This window comes from Croceicoccus sp., from assembly GCF_983967925.1.
On sequence record NZ_CFETID010000041.1, the window covers coordinates 1 to 16,013 of the forward strand.

General features: G+C 57.9%; 10 protein-coding genes and 3 pseudogenes. 11 read left to right on the forward strand and 2 right to left on the reverse strand.

Translation table 11 applies throughout. The features are described 5' to 3' along the window. Positions 1-55: 55 nt before the first annotated feature. On the forward strand, positions 56-214 hold the full coding sequence (locus AC4FIJ_RS15375) for a LuxR C-terminal-related transcriptional regulator (RefSeq protein WP_490337530.1): 159 nt from the start codon (positions 56-58) through the stop codon (positions 212-214). Here the strand turns inward: AC4FIJ_RS15375 and AC4FIJ_RS15380 are convergent. After that, a complete protein-coding gene (locus AC4FIJ_RS15380; RefSeq protein ID WP_490337533.1) occupies positions 150-533 on the reverse strand; it encodes a hypothetical protein in 384 nt (127 codons plus the stop codon). The two genes, AC4FIJ_RS15375 and AC4FIJ_RS15380, sit on opposite strands and share 65 nt — an antisense overlap. A 429-nt stretch (positions 534-962) precedes the next feature. Here AC4FIJ_RS15380 and AC4FIJ_RS15385 point away from each other — a divergent pair. The 3 genes and pseudogenes from AC4FIJ_RS15385 to AC4FIJ_RS15395 all read left to right on the forward strand — a co-directional run. Next, positions 963-1,209: pseudogene (locus AC4FIJ_RS15385) on the forward strand (transposase); the annotation flags it as partial. A 625-nt stretch (positions 1,210-1,834) separates the two neighbouring features. Further along, the gene (locus AC4FIJ_RS15390) at positions 1,835-2,869 is read left to right on the forward strand and encodes an IS110 family RNA-guided transposase (RefSeq protein WP_490337524.1); all 1,035 of its coding nucleotides are present in this window, start codon (positions 1,835-1,837) and stop codon (positions 2,867-2,869) included. Positions 2,870-3,338: 469 nt separating this feature from the next. Beyond that, positions 3,339-3,863 carry a response regulator gene (locus AC4FIJ_RS15395; protein WP_490337531.1) on the forward strand — a complete coding sequence of 175 codons (525 nt, stop codon included), beginning with the start codon at positions 3,339-3,341 and terminating at the stop codon, positions 3,861-3,863. Here the strand turns inward: AC4FIJ_RS15395 and AC4FIJ_RS15400 are convergent. Then, positions 3,833-4,642: pseudogene (locus tag AC4FIJ_RS15400) on the reverse strand (IS5 family transposase). The gene AC4FIJ_RS15395 and the pseudogene AC4FIJ_RS15400 sit on opposite strands and share 31 nt — an antisense overlap. Positions 4,643-5,097: 455 nt before the next feature. Here AC4FIJ_RS15400 and AC4FIJ_RS15405 point away from each other — a divergent pair. The 7 genes and pseudogenes from AC4FIJ_RS15405 to AC4FIJ_RS15435 all read left to right on the forward strand — a co-directional run bounded on the left by AC4FIJ_RS15405 (position 5,098) and on the right by AC4FIJ_RS15435 (position 15,448). Then, positions 5,098-5,445 (forward strand): hypothetical protein, encoded by a 348-nt coding sequence (locus AC4FIJ_RS15405; protein ID WP_490337525.1) that lies wholly within the window; start codon positions 5,098-5,100, stop codon positions 5,443-5,445. Beyond that, a complete protein-coding gene (locus tag AC4FIJ_RS15410) occupies positions 5,442-6,176 on the forward strand; it encodes a nucleotide-binding protein (protein WP_490337526.1) in 735 nt (244 codons plus the stop codon). The genes AC4FIJ_RS15405 and AC4FIJ_RS15410 overlap by 4 nt, the downstream gene beginning before the upstream one ends. Positions 6,177-6,191: 15 nt before the next feature. Next, positions 6,192-10,547: a UDP-forming cellulose synthase catalytic subunit gene (bcsA, locus tag AC4FIJ_RS15415; RefSeq protein ID WP_490337527.1), complete on the forward strand. Its 4,356-nt coding sequence runs from the start codon at positions 6,192-6,194 to the stop codon at positions 10,545-10,547. Beyond that, a pseudogene (locus tag AC4FIJ_RS15420) lies at positions 10,544-11,299 on the forward strand (tetratricopeptide repeat protein); the annotation flags it as partial. The gene bcsA and the pseudogene AC4FIJ_RS15420, both read left to right, overlap by 4 nt. 303 nt (positions 11,300-11,602) lie before the next feature. Further along, positions 11,603-13,921: a cellulose biosynthesis protein BcsC gene (locus AC4FIJ_RS15425; RefSeq protein WP_490337532.1), complete on the forward strand. Its 2,319-nt coding sequence runs from the start codon at positions 11,603-11,605 to the stop codon at positions 13,919-13,921. Then, positions 13,921-14,403: a cellulose biosynthesis protein BcsD gene (gene bcsD, locus AC4FIJ_RS15430; RefSeq protein ID WP_490337528.1), complete on the forward strand. Its 483-nt coding sequence runs from the start codon at positions 13,921-13,923 to the stop codon at positions 14,401-14,403. Before AC4FIJ_RS15425 ends, bcsD begins: the two co-directional genes overlap by 1 nt. Then, entirely contained in the window at positions 14,393-15,448 is a 1,056-nt protein-coding gene (locus tag AC4FIJ_RS15435; protein ID WP_490337529.1) for a family 8 glycosyl hydrolase, read from the forward strand. The genes bcsD and AC4FIJ_RS15435 overlap by 11 nt, the downstream gene beginning before the upstream one ends. Positions 15,449-16,013 lie beyond the last annotated feature (565 nt).

Here is a 16,013-nt window from a genome sequence, read left to right on the forward strand (position 1 = left end):
GGCGATCAATGCGGTGTCGAGCTTAAGCAAGCGCGAATGTGAAGTCCTAAAGTTAGTGGTAGATGGTCATTGTAGCAAAAGCGCTGCAAGAAACTTGGGCATCAGTCATCGAACCGTGGAAATCCATCGTGCCAGTGCCTTTCACAAAATCAATGCTCGGTCGGTGGCTGAGGCTGTCCGAGTTGGTCTGTACGCTGGAGTGCATCACCAATAGCATTAAACTTGCCACCATGTGTCGAATTCACAGCTAAAAAGCACTGAACCCAAGCTGTAAGGACTGCGTGTGCAACCGTATGAGAGGTGAATTCGACTGCGATGGCCAGCGCGGACAACCCGATCGTTGCAGAGAAAACCTTGGATTGCTCGTCATAGCGAACCGCGCACGTCGCTAGATCACTTATCATCCCGAGCGATGCGACATCATATTTCCCGGCAGCAACAAGCACCTCGAAAGCGCTTTCTTCAATCCTTGGTCTTGAAAGATCACCTAACGGCCCTGGTGCCAATTGGGCCAAATGGATCATGTGTCGCAAGCAACGATCCATGGTACCCTCCTCATTTGTTTCTATATGCTCTGCAACGTAGGCGACACGTTGGAACCAAATCCTTGGAGGGAGAGCATTAGTCACTTTTATAGGCCCTTCGACACTGAGAGGGGAGACCCATTTGGCCCCTTCATAATTGTTAAGGTTAAACTACAGTTGACCTGTATCGCTGCAATTAGGGAATAGTACTTAAAAATCGTATCGGTGCTGCTTTGATACAAATTTGATGCTTTTAGCTGAAAAATCGGCTGGATCGAACCCCTCCGGCGAGGGCCGCCTTGCGCGGGTAACTGCCATGCTCAAGAAGCTGCATGAGCAATAGGAAGATCTGCCCGCTCTTGCTCGATCAGCGCTGCATGAAATCGCACCCCGCTGAGAGCGCTCACCAGCGAGATCGACAGATTGAAAGTGCAGATCATCGCATGGCATCTCACCGACGAGACCAGCCAGAGGCTCGCCACGATCCCGGGCGTCGGGCCGATTACTGCGTCAGCTATATCGGCTGCTGTATCAGACGCATCTTTGATCCGATCTGGGCGCCAGCTCGCAGCTTGGCTGGGGCTCACGCCAAGAGCGAACAGCTTGGGCGGCAAAGAACGGTCGGGTGTGATCACCAAGCAGGGCGATAGCTACCTGCGGCGACTTCTTGTGGTCGGCAAGACCGCAATGATGCTTATGACGCGCAAAAACGCAGATCGGCAGCCGTAGCTGGTGCAAATCCTCTAGCGCAAACCGGCAAAGATCGCGACGGTCGCGCTCGCCAACAAAACAGTGCGCATCGCTTGGGCCGTGATGTCTCGCAAAGAAGTTTACGCGGCAGCGACCGAGTGACCGTCGTCCGCGCTGCCGGTCAACGCCGGCGGCAGGATGGCGTAGGAGTAGCTGAGTGTGATGACAAACCGGTCAGACCGGGGGTCGCCCGGATCATCGGACGGCTGTCGCCGAGATAACGACGTTCCCGGTCTTAAGACCGACCACCGGACATACATTCACGCGGCGGAATATGCATGAAAATGGCCGATTGCGGACCGTCAGCTTTTGGGCTGCAAACTGTGAAAGCGGACGTTGGAACCGACCACCACTATGGTCAGCAACCGCCGACATAGCAGGCATATCGTCAGTCGAAAAGGTTTCCTTAAACTTGTCGTATATTCACGAAGTAAAGTCGCGAGCTCAATCCCGTAGAATCGCTGCCAGCGAAGCTCTTCATTAGCTGATGGGGTGGACGCCCCCCGACGGCATCGATGTGCCATAGTGGAGGTGTTGATCACCACTGAGAGGAGGCGTCCGTGTCGGAAGTTACCACAATCGGTCTGGATATCGCCAAGAGTGTTTTTCACGCGCACGGCGCTGATGAGCACGGTGCTATGCTGTTCAGCAGGAAGCTGACCCGTGCGAAGCTGCTCGAGTTTTTTGCAGGGCAGCCTCGTTGCATTGTGGCTCTGGAGGCGTGCGGCGGAGCGCATCACTGGGCCCGCCAGCTGCAGGAGATGGGGTTTGCCGTGCGGCTGATCCCGCCTGCCTACGTGAAGCCGTACGTGAAGCGGCACAAGAACGATGCGATCGATGCGGAAGCGATCTGCGAGGCAGCGCAGCGTCCCGGCATGCGCTTTGTCGCGGTGAAGAGCGAAAAGCAGCAGGCAGCAGGGCTGGTGTTCCGCACCCGTGACCTCGCTGTGCGTCAGCGCACTCAGCTGATCAACGCGATCCGCGGCCACCTGACGGAGTATGGCTGGGTCGCGCCACGCGGAAAGGCGAGCATGACGATGCTGGCCGACCTGCTCGGCGAGGAGGAGATGGCCTCAAGTCTGCCCAAGGCAGCAGTGCCGATGTTCAGGCTCATGGTCGACATGCTGGCGGAGCTTGATGAGCGCATCGCTACACTTGATCGCGAGATCGCCAGGCGCGCCAAGGAAGATGAGGCGGCGCGGCGGCTGATGACTATTCCGGGCGTCGGGCCGATCGCCGCAACAGCGATCGTCGCACTGGCACCGCCGCTCGAGACCTTCCGCAAGAGCCGCGACTTTGCAGCCTGGCTGGGGCTTGCGCCACGACAGCACTCAACCGGCGGCAAACAGCGGCTCGGTAGCATCTCGAAAATGGGCGAGCTTACTATCAGGCGATTGCTGATCATCGGCGGCAGCTCGATTGTGCGGCAGGCGTGTCGCCGCGGTGCGCCGGCCGGCTCGTGGCTGGAGGGCATGCTTGCCCGCAAGCCGCGCATGCTCGTCTCGGTCGCACTTGCGAACAAGATGGCGCGCATGGTCTGGGCGTTGCTGACCAAGAAAGAAGATTACAGAGCTCCGGCAGCGATCACGGCGTAAGCCGAGGTCGAGGCCAGAGGCGTCGGGGACGTAGGCGGTCGAAGGAGGGTATGGCACAATCGTCGGCGAGACGGGGCTGGAAGAACCAGTGAATGGCAGAGCGCTATCCAAGCGCGCTTAGCTGTATTGGATCTGGTCCGCGAACTCCCATACTGGCCCGCAGCAAAGACGCTGCACATCGAGGCCGGACAGATGGCAGCATTCGACTACGTGCCAACATGCCCCGATTTACTGCTTGCATCCGAAGGGGCGTCCACAGATGCCAGTCCAGAACGGCGGGTGGGAATGTCCGTCTACGCCGACACCCGCCGTTTCTGGATCTGCTTACAAATCACATCAGCGAATATGATAAACCCTGTTAGATGTGTCTGTTCGGAAGCGCTCGTCTCAACCGGCTTGACGTGGCTAGCGATGTAACCCTTTGCTGACCAATATGAAAATTGGTTAAAGGATCGGTAAGTTGCGGGTTGTGCTAGTCGAGGACGAACCGCTCCACCAGAAGTTGTTCGCCGCCTGGATTGAACGGGCCGGCCATCAAGCGATCGCCGTGCTGGATCCGCGACAGGCTGAGCTGGTAATGCTGCAGCATCCGCCCGACATTGCGATCATCGACCTGCACCTGCCTCATATCGACGGACTAAAATTGATCGCACTTTGGCGTCGCCGTCGCGAACTCAGTGCCGTTCCGATCATTGCTGTCACTGTGCTGACCGATGACTATGATGAGCGGAGCTGCTTGCTCGCCGGCGCCGACATGTATGTCACCAAGCCTTTCAGCCGAGCCGAATTGCTAGCTCATATGCAACAGGCAGCGAATCGAACGCGTAACAACAGGCAGGGTCGCGACAGACCAGGCACGGACCGTAATTCATGCGGGAGTACACGCGTTCTGTTTTCAGTGCGCACCGCATGTTTTTGCTCATCGCTCCAGATCAGAGTTCCGACTTATTGCCGATTGATTGATCAGGGCGAAGAGTCCGTATTTTTTGGGTAAATTTTAGGGTCGAGATTCAATGACAGCCAGAAGGCGACCGCTGCTGCGAGCCTTACGGCTGACAGGAAGTTTCGGGCGAGCTTGTCGTAACGGGTCGCGACGCGGCGGAAGTCCTTTAGGCGGCAGAACATGGCCTCGACCCTCCAGCGATCCTTGTAGCGGCGTGCGTCATACTGGATTGGGCGCTTCCGATTGCGACGGCCGGGGATCACCGAGGTCGTGCCCTGCTCGCGCAAGGCAGCCCTGATGCGGTTGGCATCGTAGCCACGGTCGGCGGTCACCCGCTTCATGCCGATGGTCTCGCCGATTAGCAGGTCGGCCCCTTTTACATCCGACGTGTTGCCGGGTGTCAGGACGAGGCGGAGTGGTCGTCCGAGGACATCGACAAGCGCGTGGATCTTGGTTGTCCTGCCGCCACGCGAGATGCCAATGGCATTGGCCCGCGCCCCCCCTTTTGCGCTACCCGCAGAGCGGTGGGCCTTGATGTAGCTGCTATCGATCTGGCCGGTTTCCGAGATCCAGCCTTCTGCCGTCAGCGCCGCCAGAATGCGCGTCTAGATGCCCCGGCGGCTCCACCGGTTCGAGCGATTATAGACCGTCGTCGAGGGGCCGTATTCGGGCGGGCAATCCGCCCAGAGGCCACCGCATTTGAGAATGTGAATGATACCGGAGATTACCCTGCGATCATCGACCCGCCGCGCTTTTGGCTGGTTCCTCGGCAGGTGGGGTTCGATCGCGCCCCATGCTTCATCCGACAGCCAGAACAACGAACGCGGCATCAAAGGGGCCTCCTACCTCAGCGGAGACTCCCTGAATCAATGTGCGCGCCAATTTTCAAGAGCCTGATTGGGTTGGACCCTAATAAGCGGGCTGGCAACTTGGATTTAGACCTGCCGGTCCGCTTTCTCCTACTGTCGTAGGTTTCAGCGGTTAGCTGGCGCTGCCTTAGTGTCGAGAACGGGGTGGGTAGACGCCATGGTCATGCCCTATTCTCATGGGCTGGTAATTCACTGCGCCCGTCAGATCTGCGCTTCGCGAAGTGCTGAAAGGCATCTCTCGTCAATGGCTCGTCCGGCTTTGCGCTGCAAGATTTCCATGGCCTCGTCGGTCGACAGCGCCGCTAGACTGTCGCAGAAGACAGAAATGCCGAGATGACCTTAGCAAAACCGCGGCTTTTAAAGGTTAATTAAGCAATCTGCGTCAGATTGACACCTTAAGAAGTTCGGAGATTGCCATGCGCCAAGATGCTAAGGCCTTGCTAGAAAAATTGAGCAGGCAAGATTTCCAATATCGCCAGTTCGAAGATCAATATGCGGATATGGAACTGTGGCCCATATTTGAGGCACTATTGAAAGATCCACGGATCGTTCCGCCGCGCAAGACGCCGCTGGAGCATCGGCAAGCCATACGCGCGGATATTGCCGATCGACCCGTCGCAGCGCCTATTCGGACAGACCCCGCAGCAACGAATATTTTCGCTTCGTATGGCGAAGCGGATGCACTGCAATCACAGTCTCGCAGACAGCGGCATGGTGACGGTGCGGGCGACTTGCGCTCGTTCCTGTCGGGACTTTCCAAATGACGATACTTGCGTTTCATTCACCCAAAGGAGGCGCGGGTAATACGCTGGTGACTGCGGGAATTGCCCGCCGGTCCGCCACACGCGGGCAGACTATTACGGCGTATGACATGACCCGGCAGGACTCTTTGAAACTGTTTTTCGGTCTTCTGCCCGATCAAAAACCGGTCAGAACCGACGGCGAACCGATGGTAGTGCGAGGAGTAAGGCTCGTCGGCAATATCACGACCCAGCGTGAGCGCGATGTGGCGATCGAGCAGATCAAGACTACGCCGGCCGACGAATTAGCACTGGTCGATATTGCCTCCGCCGACTGGGAGGGCTGGGAGCAAATCCACCGCTTTGCGGATTTGAGCATTTGCGTAGTCGAACCCAATCCCATTGGACTTGCCAGCCTCACACGTTTGGGCGAGCAGATCCCGGTCACAGAACGCGAAGATATTGCTATCGTCCTCAATAAACTGGACGATAGGCGTAAGTTGTCACGACATTGCCACCGCTTCATGAAGCAATTGTTCGATAACCAGTTCCTAGGATCAATTCGTCGTGACGAGGCTGCTAACGAGGCAATTGCACGGTTTGAATCGCTGGCCGAATATGCTCCCAACAGCGTCATTATCTCCGATATTGATGCACTAATCGGCTCTATTCATCAGCGACTGGTTCGCACGCATAAGTCGCGCGATCCAATCAATTCGCGCGCCGTTCAATCCGCCGAACGCCAAACCGTCTGACACGTCGGGGATACCATGCCTAAGAATCTGCTTCTACGCCTGCCATTGTGGCTGGCCGCTTTCGCCTGCATGGCGCTCATAATCACCATTCCATTAGACGAAGCCCAGCAATGGATTTTTGCCATCGGCATGATCGGTGTCGCTGCTATCGTCCACCGCAATGCCGGTCGCCGCGCCACGCTGATTATTGGCGTTCTCGCTCTGTTAGCGTCTACCCGCTATATGATTTGGCGCACGATGCAGACGCTTTCATTCGAAACGCCGCTGGAATATTGCTTGGGCATGGGCCTCTATCTGGCCGAGGCTTATGCATGGCTGATCCTTGTGCTAGGTCTGATCCAAACGAGCTGGCCATTGCATCGCCCCATCGTCGAGATCGAAGGCGAACCCGAAACCTGGCCCACGATCGACGTCTATATCCCGACCTATAACGAAAGTTTGGAGATCGTGCGCAACACGGTTTTTGCGGCGATGGACATGGATTACCCGCGTGACCGGTTCAACGTCTATATACTTGACGACGGCAAGCGTGAGGAATTCCGCGAATTCGCCCGTCAGGCCAAATGTGGCTATCTGACGCGCGGCGACAATCTGCACGCCAAGGCAGGCAATCTGAATGCTGCCATGAAAAAGACCCATGGCGAACTGGTCGCGATCTTCGACTGCGATCACGTGCCGACCCGTGCATTTCTGCAAATGACGGTGGGCTGGTTCCAGAAAGATCCCAAGCTGGCGCTGATGCAGACACCGCACCATTTTTATTCGCCCGATCCGGTCCAGCGCAATTTGCGTACCGTCAAGGACCTGCCGGGCGAGGGCGATCTGTTCTATGGCGCGGTGCAATCGGGTAACGACTTGTGGAACGCGACCTTCTTTTGCGGTTCCTGCGCCATCATCCGGCGCACAGCCTTGATGCAGACCAACGGTTTTGCGGGCGAAACCGTGACCGAAGACGCGCATACGGCGCTGAAACTGCAGCGCATGGGCTGGAACACCGCTTATATTGGCGCCCGCCTGTCGGCTGGCTTGGCGACCGAACGCCTCGTCCTTCATATCGGCCAGCGCATCCGCTGGGCGCGGGGGATGACGCAGATCTTCCGCATCGACAACCCGCTCATGGGGCGGGGCCTTAGCTGGCAGCAGCGGCTTTGTTATCTAAATGCGATGATGCACTTCCAGTTTCCGCTGCCGCGCATCGTATTCCTGACCGCACCGCTGGCATTCCTGATCGCTGGGCAGAACATTATTTTCGCATCGGCATCCCTGATCTTTGCCAATGCGCTGCCGCATCTATTCATTTCGACCCTGTCCAGTGAGCGGACGCAGGGCGGCGACCGCCGGCCGTTCTGGGGTGAAATCTATGAAACTCTGCTGGCGTTCCATTTGGCGCGGCCCACGATCATGACGTTATTTCAGCCCCGCAAGGGCAAGTTCAACGTGACCGATAAGGGTAGCGTGCTCGACCGTACCCATTTCGATCTGAAAACCGTGCAGCCGCATCTCTTCACTATCGGCCTGCTGATTTTTGGCGTGGTACTTGGCATTGCTAAATATATGTTATGGAAGGACTTCTTCGACATGCAACTTGGCACGCTGCTGCTCAATCTGGGTTGGGCGCTTTTCAGCATGTTGATCTTGCTAGCGGCAGTGTCGGTCGCACGTGAAACCCGCCAGATCCGCGGTCAGATCCGTATCGATACCAAGCTGCCCGTCACCGTTTACTTCGAGGATGGTGTGGTTGTGGACTGTATCACTTCGGATTTTTCGATGGGCGGGCTAGCGGCGCAACTGCCAAAAGGTTTTGAAATCAACAACCGTGATGTGACCCACGTCTCCATGCCGATGGGAGACGACATGCTGACCCTGCCGGTCGACACCGTTCGTACCGATGCGGGCACGGTACGCCTGCGCTTCGAGAAGCTGTCGATGTTTCAATCGCGTCAGCTCGTGCGCGCCGTGATGGGCCGCGCCGACGCATGGCAACAGGCCGAGGGGCACGCACCGGTGTCAGGTCTGCGTTCGCTGCGCGATATCACTGTCGTCGCGCTTACGACATTACGGCGGATCGTTCGGCCTTCATTGCGCAAGGTTCCGGCAAATGTGCCTGCACCGGCAACGAGCGCGTTGTTGGTAGTTTTGCTAGCAACTTGCATCGCGCTTGCCGGGTTTGGGACTGGCACAGCCATGGCGCAGACGTCAGCGCAAGCTTTGATGACAGAAAAAACCGTTCCGGTCGTAACCGGCGATGGCGTGCGCAAGCATCGAATCACGCTGAAGGATCTGACCATCGGTTCGCCGATCAGGCTTAAGGGCACGCGCGGCGAGATCGGTATCCCATTCGGCTTGCGATCAGATGAAGTCGTCACTGACGCGAGCGTCACGCTCGATCTTGCGTACTCGCCCGATCTTTTAGACGACATCAGCCAGCTTGTCGTGCTGTTGAACGGAGAAGTGCTGCGCACAGTCGCGCTGACGGCAGATACGTCAGATCGTCTGCGACTGACGCTGGATGTCGAACCTGCGCTTTTCCTGCCGGGAGACAACCAGCTTAATATACGTTTTCTGGGCCATTACGCGCGCGACTGCGAAGATCCGTTTCATTCCTCGCTCTGGTTGAACCTGTCCAACCGGCGGTCGTTCATCGACCTTACCACTCAGCGACTGGCCCTGCCCGCCGACCTTGCCGATTTGCCCGCGCCATTCTTTGACAGCCGCGACCCGCTGCCACTGCGACTGCCTTTCATTTTTACGGATCAGCCCGGCAACAGCGAGCTGGAAGCCGCGGGTGTCATTGCATCGTGGATGGGGTCGAAGGCCAGCTATCGCGGCTTTGCTTTCCCGCCGTCGATCGGAACCCTGCCGAAAGGCAATGCCATCGTCTTCCTCTCGGGAAACCGTCGAATTGCGGGCATCGAACGACGCCCCAATGGCCCTTCTGTAGCGGTCATTCGGAATCCAGCCGACCGGTTCGGAAAGCTGCTGCTAGTCATGGGGCGCACCGGTGCCGAATTGAAGCTGGCCGCGAACGGGCTGGCGTTTACCAGAGGGCTAGCAGGTGGGGCAACGGCATCCATGTCGAGCGTTCGGGTACCAGTTTTCAAACCTTATGCTGCGCCGCGCTGGTTGCGAAACGACCGGCCGGTGGAACTGTCGGAATTCACCGAACCCTTCGCCCTCGAAGGACGCGGCTTGCCTCCCGGTCCGCTGACCGCCCAATTCCGCGTGGCGCCTGATCTGTTCTTCTGGCCGCGCAGCGGTGCCCGGCTCGACATGGCCTATCGCTACCCCGCTGCCAGCTGGCTGGACCTGCGCGCGTCGCGGCTCGATGTGTCGATGAATGCGCAATATCTGCGCACCCTAGGCATGGGCAGCGGCAATTGGTGGAGCAAATGGATTTCGGATGGGCCGGACGCTTCCTCGCGTGAACGAGAAGCGCATGTGATCCTGCCCGCCTACATTCTGTTCGGCCAGAACGAGTTGGTCTTCGATTACAGTCTGATCTTAGCCGACAAGCGCAAATGCGAAGGCACTCTGCCTGACAATGTACGCGTGAACATCATGCCGCGCAGTACCATCGATCTGACCGGCACCTATCATTCTGCGCAATTGCCTAACCTATCCATGTTCGCGTCCGCGGGCTATCCGTTCACCGTAAGGCCCGATTTGGCGGCGACGGCAGTGCTTCTCCCAGCCAATGCCGATATTTCGACCATTGAAACGTTCTTAATGATCATGGGACGCATGGGCGATGCGACCGGCATCGCAACCGCGCGAGTTGCCGTAACAAATATGCTGAACAGCGAGTTGCTGGGCGACAAGGACATTTTGGTGATCGGCCCCGACAGCATGGCTGCCGAAGGCGGATTATTCGACAATGCCCCGATCCGTTTCGAAAGCGATCGTCTGCGCGTGGCTGAACGCAGCTTTATCCAGAAATCGATGAATTTAACCGGGATCAAGGATCAATCGGTGGAGGCAAACGAGGCGCTATATGCCTCTGACAGCTTTGCCGGCATTGCATCCTTCCAATCACCATTCAACTCGGATCGTACGGTGGTCGCCGTTCTGGCATCCGACACCGCAGCCCTGCCGCGGATGATGCACGATCTCGACGATGCGGAACTGAACGCGCAGGTTCAGGGCGGTCTGTCCATCGTGAGCGGTGATGGCATGTCCAGCTATCACATTGGGAAAACCTATACGGTGAGCGATCTGCCATGGTGGCTGGCCTTGGCCCACTGGTTGTCGCGTTACCCTTTGCTGATGGCGCTTGGCGCGCTGCTGTCCGCGCTTTTCATCGCGGGGGTGGCCTATCGCACCTTGCAGGCTCAACAGGCTCGGCGGCTTAAAGCACTGGACGACGGCAAATGACCCGGAAGATCGCCAAATCCCTAATTTGCGGGACGGCGTTGGCCTTATGCGCAACCAGCCCGGCATGGGCACAGTCAACCGCAGTCGACGCCTTGTTGAACCAAGCCCGCTATTGGCAGGAACGGGGCCAGCAATCGCGCGCGAATGAAGCCTATCGCCGCGTGCTGGATGTCGATCCCGACAATGCCGAGGCCAAGCGCGCTTTGAACCGACGTCAGGAGTCGCCAACGCCGACACCCGTTCGGGCTGCCAAGCCGGCATCGTTGGCATCGCCATCTCGACGCGCTCCGTCAACTGCGCCGACGCCGGTCCCTTACCGCCCGTCCGCCAGCGAGCGAGCTGGACAGGATCGAGCCGCAGGTTTCGACGCGCTTGGCAAATCCGATCTGTCGGGCGCCAAGCGCCGCTTCGATAGCGCCTTGGCGCTTATACCCAATGATGCTGATGCGCTGGGCGGACTTGGGATCGTGGCCCTGCGGCGGGGCGAGTTCGCAAATGCGCGCGATTTGCTGACCCGCGCATCGCGCGGCGGAAATGTCGCCCGCTGGAGCGACGCCTTGGCATCGGCCAGTTTTTATGCCGAAAGCGCAGAGGCACGTCGCTTGTTAGCGAACGGACAGGCTGGCCAGGCCGCCTCCATCGCCGAACGGCTGGTCGCATCAGGACAGGGCGATGAGGCTGTAGCCTATGGCCTACTTGCCGATATCTATGAAACACAGGGCCGCTATGCCGAGGCTGCGCGTGCCTCGCGGCAGGCGCTCGCTGTGCCGGGAGCTGCGGCTGAACTGTCGGATCAATTGGAAACGAATGCCGCGCGGCAGGAAGCGCTTGCGGCATGGACCGCAGGCGACAGCACCACGGCCGAACGCCTGTTTCAGCGTGCGATGCTAACTTATACGCAGGATCCGTGGATACGCTATGAATTTGGTCGCTTCCTCCTGTCGCAAAACCGGCGAAGCGAAGCGAATGCGTTGATGCAAAGCCTGACCGGGTTCACCGACCCCGATCATCTGTTCGCTGCGGCGTTGCTGGCCGAACGGCTGGACAAGCCCGATATGGCGCGCCAGCTGGTCGAACGCATTCCCGAAGCGGAGCGCAGTGCCGAAATGCAAGGCTTTGCGCTGGGGGTCGCCGCCCAGCGCGCCATCGAACGCGCTGTCAGTCTGGCCGATGGCGGCCAGGCGTTGCAGGCAAGTGCCGGTCTTCGCCAGATCGGCGCGAATACCGGTCTGCCGCCCGAACGCCGCGCCGAGATCGCCGGTGCGCTTTACGACATCGGTGATCTGCAAGGCGCATCCTCGCTGGCCAGCGAACTGATGACGAGCCCGCTAAATGCGGCCGAAGCCTATGAGCCGCTGGTGCGAATTTTGGCCGGGACCGGGCAGCCAAGTGCCGCACAGGCAGCAATCCGGCAGGCATCATCTCTGGCCACTGGGTCGCCTGCCGATGCGGCAATAATGCGCCGGATGAACGGTTTCCTTGTAACCGAACAGGCCGACCGCCTGCGCGAAGAAGGCCGTTATGCCGAAGCATTCGATGTGCTGCAGGCGGGATGGTCGTCCGCCCCTGGCAATAATGCGATCCTCGTTTCGCTTGGACAGTTGTATCAGGCGGGGGCGATGGAACAGCAGGCTACGCAAACCTATCGGCTCGTGCTGCAATCCGACGGCGAGAATATGGCCGCTCTGATGGGACTGATTGATACGGCCAGCACCGCCGGCGATTTTGAAAGCGCCCGCGCAGCCCTGCGACAGGCCGAACGCCTCGCTCCCGATGACTATAACGTATATCTGGCTGGCGCACGCTTTCACGCAGCGCGGGGCGCTAACGGAGATCAGCTTCGTTATTTGGAGCGTGCGCGCGAACTTTACATGGCGCAGCACGGAATCAGCGGCGGAGCATTCGGCCATGGCAATCCCTTCGCGACGATGCAAACCACCAATCCGTTTGCGACGCAGCGTTCGGTCAATCCGTTTGATCCGGCATCGTTGTCCGCTGCGGGCAAAGTGGCTGCGCCAGTACAGTTCGGTTCGCCCCCAACGCCGATAATTCAAGAGCCGTCACCCGAAGCTTTTTCGAACTATGCGGGCACACCTTTCAATACGATCCGTCCTTCCTCGCCAAACATGTCGTTACCAATGTCAGCGGCCACACCGCGTTCGAACGCCTTTGGGAAGACCGGGACGACTTTGTCGAGCCAGTCCATCGGTTCCGACCCGGTGCTGGCGTCGATCGCTGCTGAAATCGATACGCTGCGGCGTGAAAACGGCACCATGGTCGAAGTGGATACGCATTACCGCGAACGTTCGGGGGAAAAGGGGCTGTCGCAACTGGCCGAACTGGGGCTTGATGCAGCCATTTCGACCGGATTTGCCGGAGGGCGGATTGCTGCGCGGGCCAAGGCTATTTCAATCGATGCCGGAACGCCCGAATACAACAGCCTGCTCGGCTTTGGACGAAACGGTCTGCTGCAGGCGCGCGGCATTATCGCCGAGGAAGAGGCTGAATTGATCAATGCGGGTCCGCAGCACGCATCCGGCGTCGCGGTCTCGGTCAAATACAAGAGCGATATTGTCGAAGTGGACGTGGGCAGCACCCCGCTGGGGTTCGATCATGTCGAAGTGCAAGGCGGGGTTGCGGTGACGCCTAGTCTTTCGCCTTATAGTAGCGGCAGATTGTGGTTCGAGCGTCGTCCCGTGACCGACAGCGTGCTGTCCTATGCCGGCACTTATGATCCGGTAACAGGCGCAGAATGGGGGTCGGTGATGCGCACCGGCGGCGGAGCATCCTTTGCACAGGAGAGAAACGGTAGCGGTTTTTATGCCGATGTCAGCTATTTCGAAATGGACGGCCACAACGTGCGTAACAATAATCGTCTGCAAGTAAATGCAGGCGGCTATTTGCAGGCGATGGGCACTGCCAACTCGGTCCTGACCGTGGGGATCAATGGCAACTATCAGGCCTACGCCAACAACCAGAATAATTTCACCTTTGGCCATGGCGGATATTTCAGCCCGCAGCATTTCCTTAGCGTCAGCCTGCCGGTGCGCTATCGTTATGAAAAGAACGCGTTGGAAGTAACCGGCCATCTGTCTCCCGGCTATCAGAGCTATGAACAGGACGCCGAGCCGTTCTATCCCACCGATCCTGCCGCGCAGGGCGAACTCGACGCACTCTCCATGCTCAATTCCGACGTGACGGCCTATCACGATGCCAGCAGCGAGACAGGCTTTGGCATCAATTTGGGTGGTTCGTTCTGGTATGACCTGAACGGGCAGACGCGGATCGGCGGCGAATTGGATCTCAACACTTTCGGTGAATATAATGAGGTGAAGACCGTCTTTGGCCTCAAACAATCACTCGGAGCAAAATGATGAATTCGGCTTATAATACGGTTGAAGCGGATGGATCGGTTTTTGGTCCTGTCGATGAGCATTTCACCCCTGAAACGATTCAGTTCGTGCTGGAAATGGTGATCGAACAGATACGCGCGTCGGCATCGGCGGATCAGACCCACGGCTTTTTCGTAGCAACAGGGCGGCGCATGGCAGCACTCGCACAGCTAGGTGATCTGAGTAACGTCGATGATATCGAGTTGACGTTGAATATTGTCTGGAAACGAATGAGGCTTGGAGCGGTCAATTTCGAACTTGACGATCACGGGTTGGACATCGTGCACGCCGGACTTCCTTCACGGGAAAGCGGCGCAAGCGAAGCCATCGTCAATGCCATTCCGGCTATATTGGAAGGTGCCTACTCAGCATGGCTTGAGTCGCTAGCCCAGAAAGGAACTCCACTGCGTACATGGGTTGTATCGCATTCCGGCTCCCGCCTGGAACTCCGTCATGCACCTTGAACGTAGGCATTTTCTTGCCGCACTTGCGGCCATGAGCAGTTCCAATTGCAGCTATGCTGCACCATCGCCTAAAATGCGTTCGGAACATCTGGCCACGGCTGGCGAAACGACCTCGTTCCTCATTGCCTGGACCGATTTCAAGAGTCGTCACATCCAGCAAGACGGTCGCGTCGTAGATAATGGAAACGGTGGGATCAGCCATAGCGAAGGTCAAGGGTACGCACTGGTTCTGGCCGAACTGGCTGGGGACCGCGAGGTTTTCGACCGCGTTTGGCGTTGGACAAATGGGAATTTGGCACAGCCGGATAAGGCGCTGTTTATATGGCGCTATGATCCCGGAGCAATCAATCCTTTAGCCGACCAAAATAATGCCACCGATGGCGACATCTTGATTGCATGGGCGCTGGGCCGCGCAGCTTCTCGATGGCAAAATTCTGCTTTGGAAACTCGCGCAACATCCATCCGAGCATCTATCGCCCGCCATCTCATTATTGATACCGGGAGGTTGTTGTTACTGCCGGCGGCACAGGGATTCGTCCACAATGATAGTATCGTCCTCAATTTGGCATATTACATATGGCCCGCGTTGGCTGAGTTCGCCGAAATGGAGCCCCATGGCCCATGGCTGAAAGTGATGGAAGACGGCGCTTGGATTCTTGAACAATGCCGGTTTGGCGAGCACCGACTTCCTTGTGATTGGGTTTCTTACTCCGGCGGGAAGGTTGCCGGGCCCGCGGCGGGATGGGAATCTCGGTTCGGTTTCGAGGCGGTTCGTATTCCCCTTTATCTCGGGCTCAGCGGATTGGAAGGACAGGTTAGGCCCGTCATCGGCTTCTGGCAGAGCTATTTTGCTAAGGGTGAAACACCGCCGGCATGGGTTGATGTTCGCTCAGGGGCAGTGGCGGAATACGGGCTCTCTTATGGAGCAGCAACGTGTGCGGCTGTGCTTGCGAATGCCGAAATGCCCGCTACTACGCCAGTTCAGCATGACTATTATTCTGGCGTACTTAAATGTTTCAGTAGTTTGCTTCCAAAGCAGACATGACGTTTGGGTTCGCTTCAATCTTTGTATTGCAGCCAAACTGATCTTTAAACTTAAAGTACGTCGATAAACTCCATTCGGACTGATAGTGCGGCGAGCGCCTCTCTGGCTAATATCATCTCATGCGGTTGCGAGATAGATTTTCTAACATTCGTTCCGACAGTGCAGCCGTTTTGGCCCTGGCAGTTTGATGTCCGCTATCGGGCGACCGAAGTGCCGCCACTCATGACCGAAACCGGGCGCTTAGCACACCGACCGCTTTGGGGCGTCCGATCGGCAGCTTCTGTCAGGAGCGGACCTTCGTACGGACTGATCAGAACGACCGGCGTTGGTCGGCAGCTGCCGATCAAAACTTCACGAGCAAGGATTGGATAGAATTGCGTTATTGTCGACGCCGTCCCGGCGCCCCAGACTAAAACTGCTCCACGGGTTGGATAACCGCACCCCGCTTGCCGCAGGCACGGCAACGCATCATCGGCTCCACCGCTTCGATCCTTAGCGGCTTTCGGCAGCGGCTCATACCAGCCTGCGCTGAGGCTGACTCATTTTGGGGATTCCCGAGGCGACG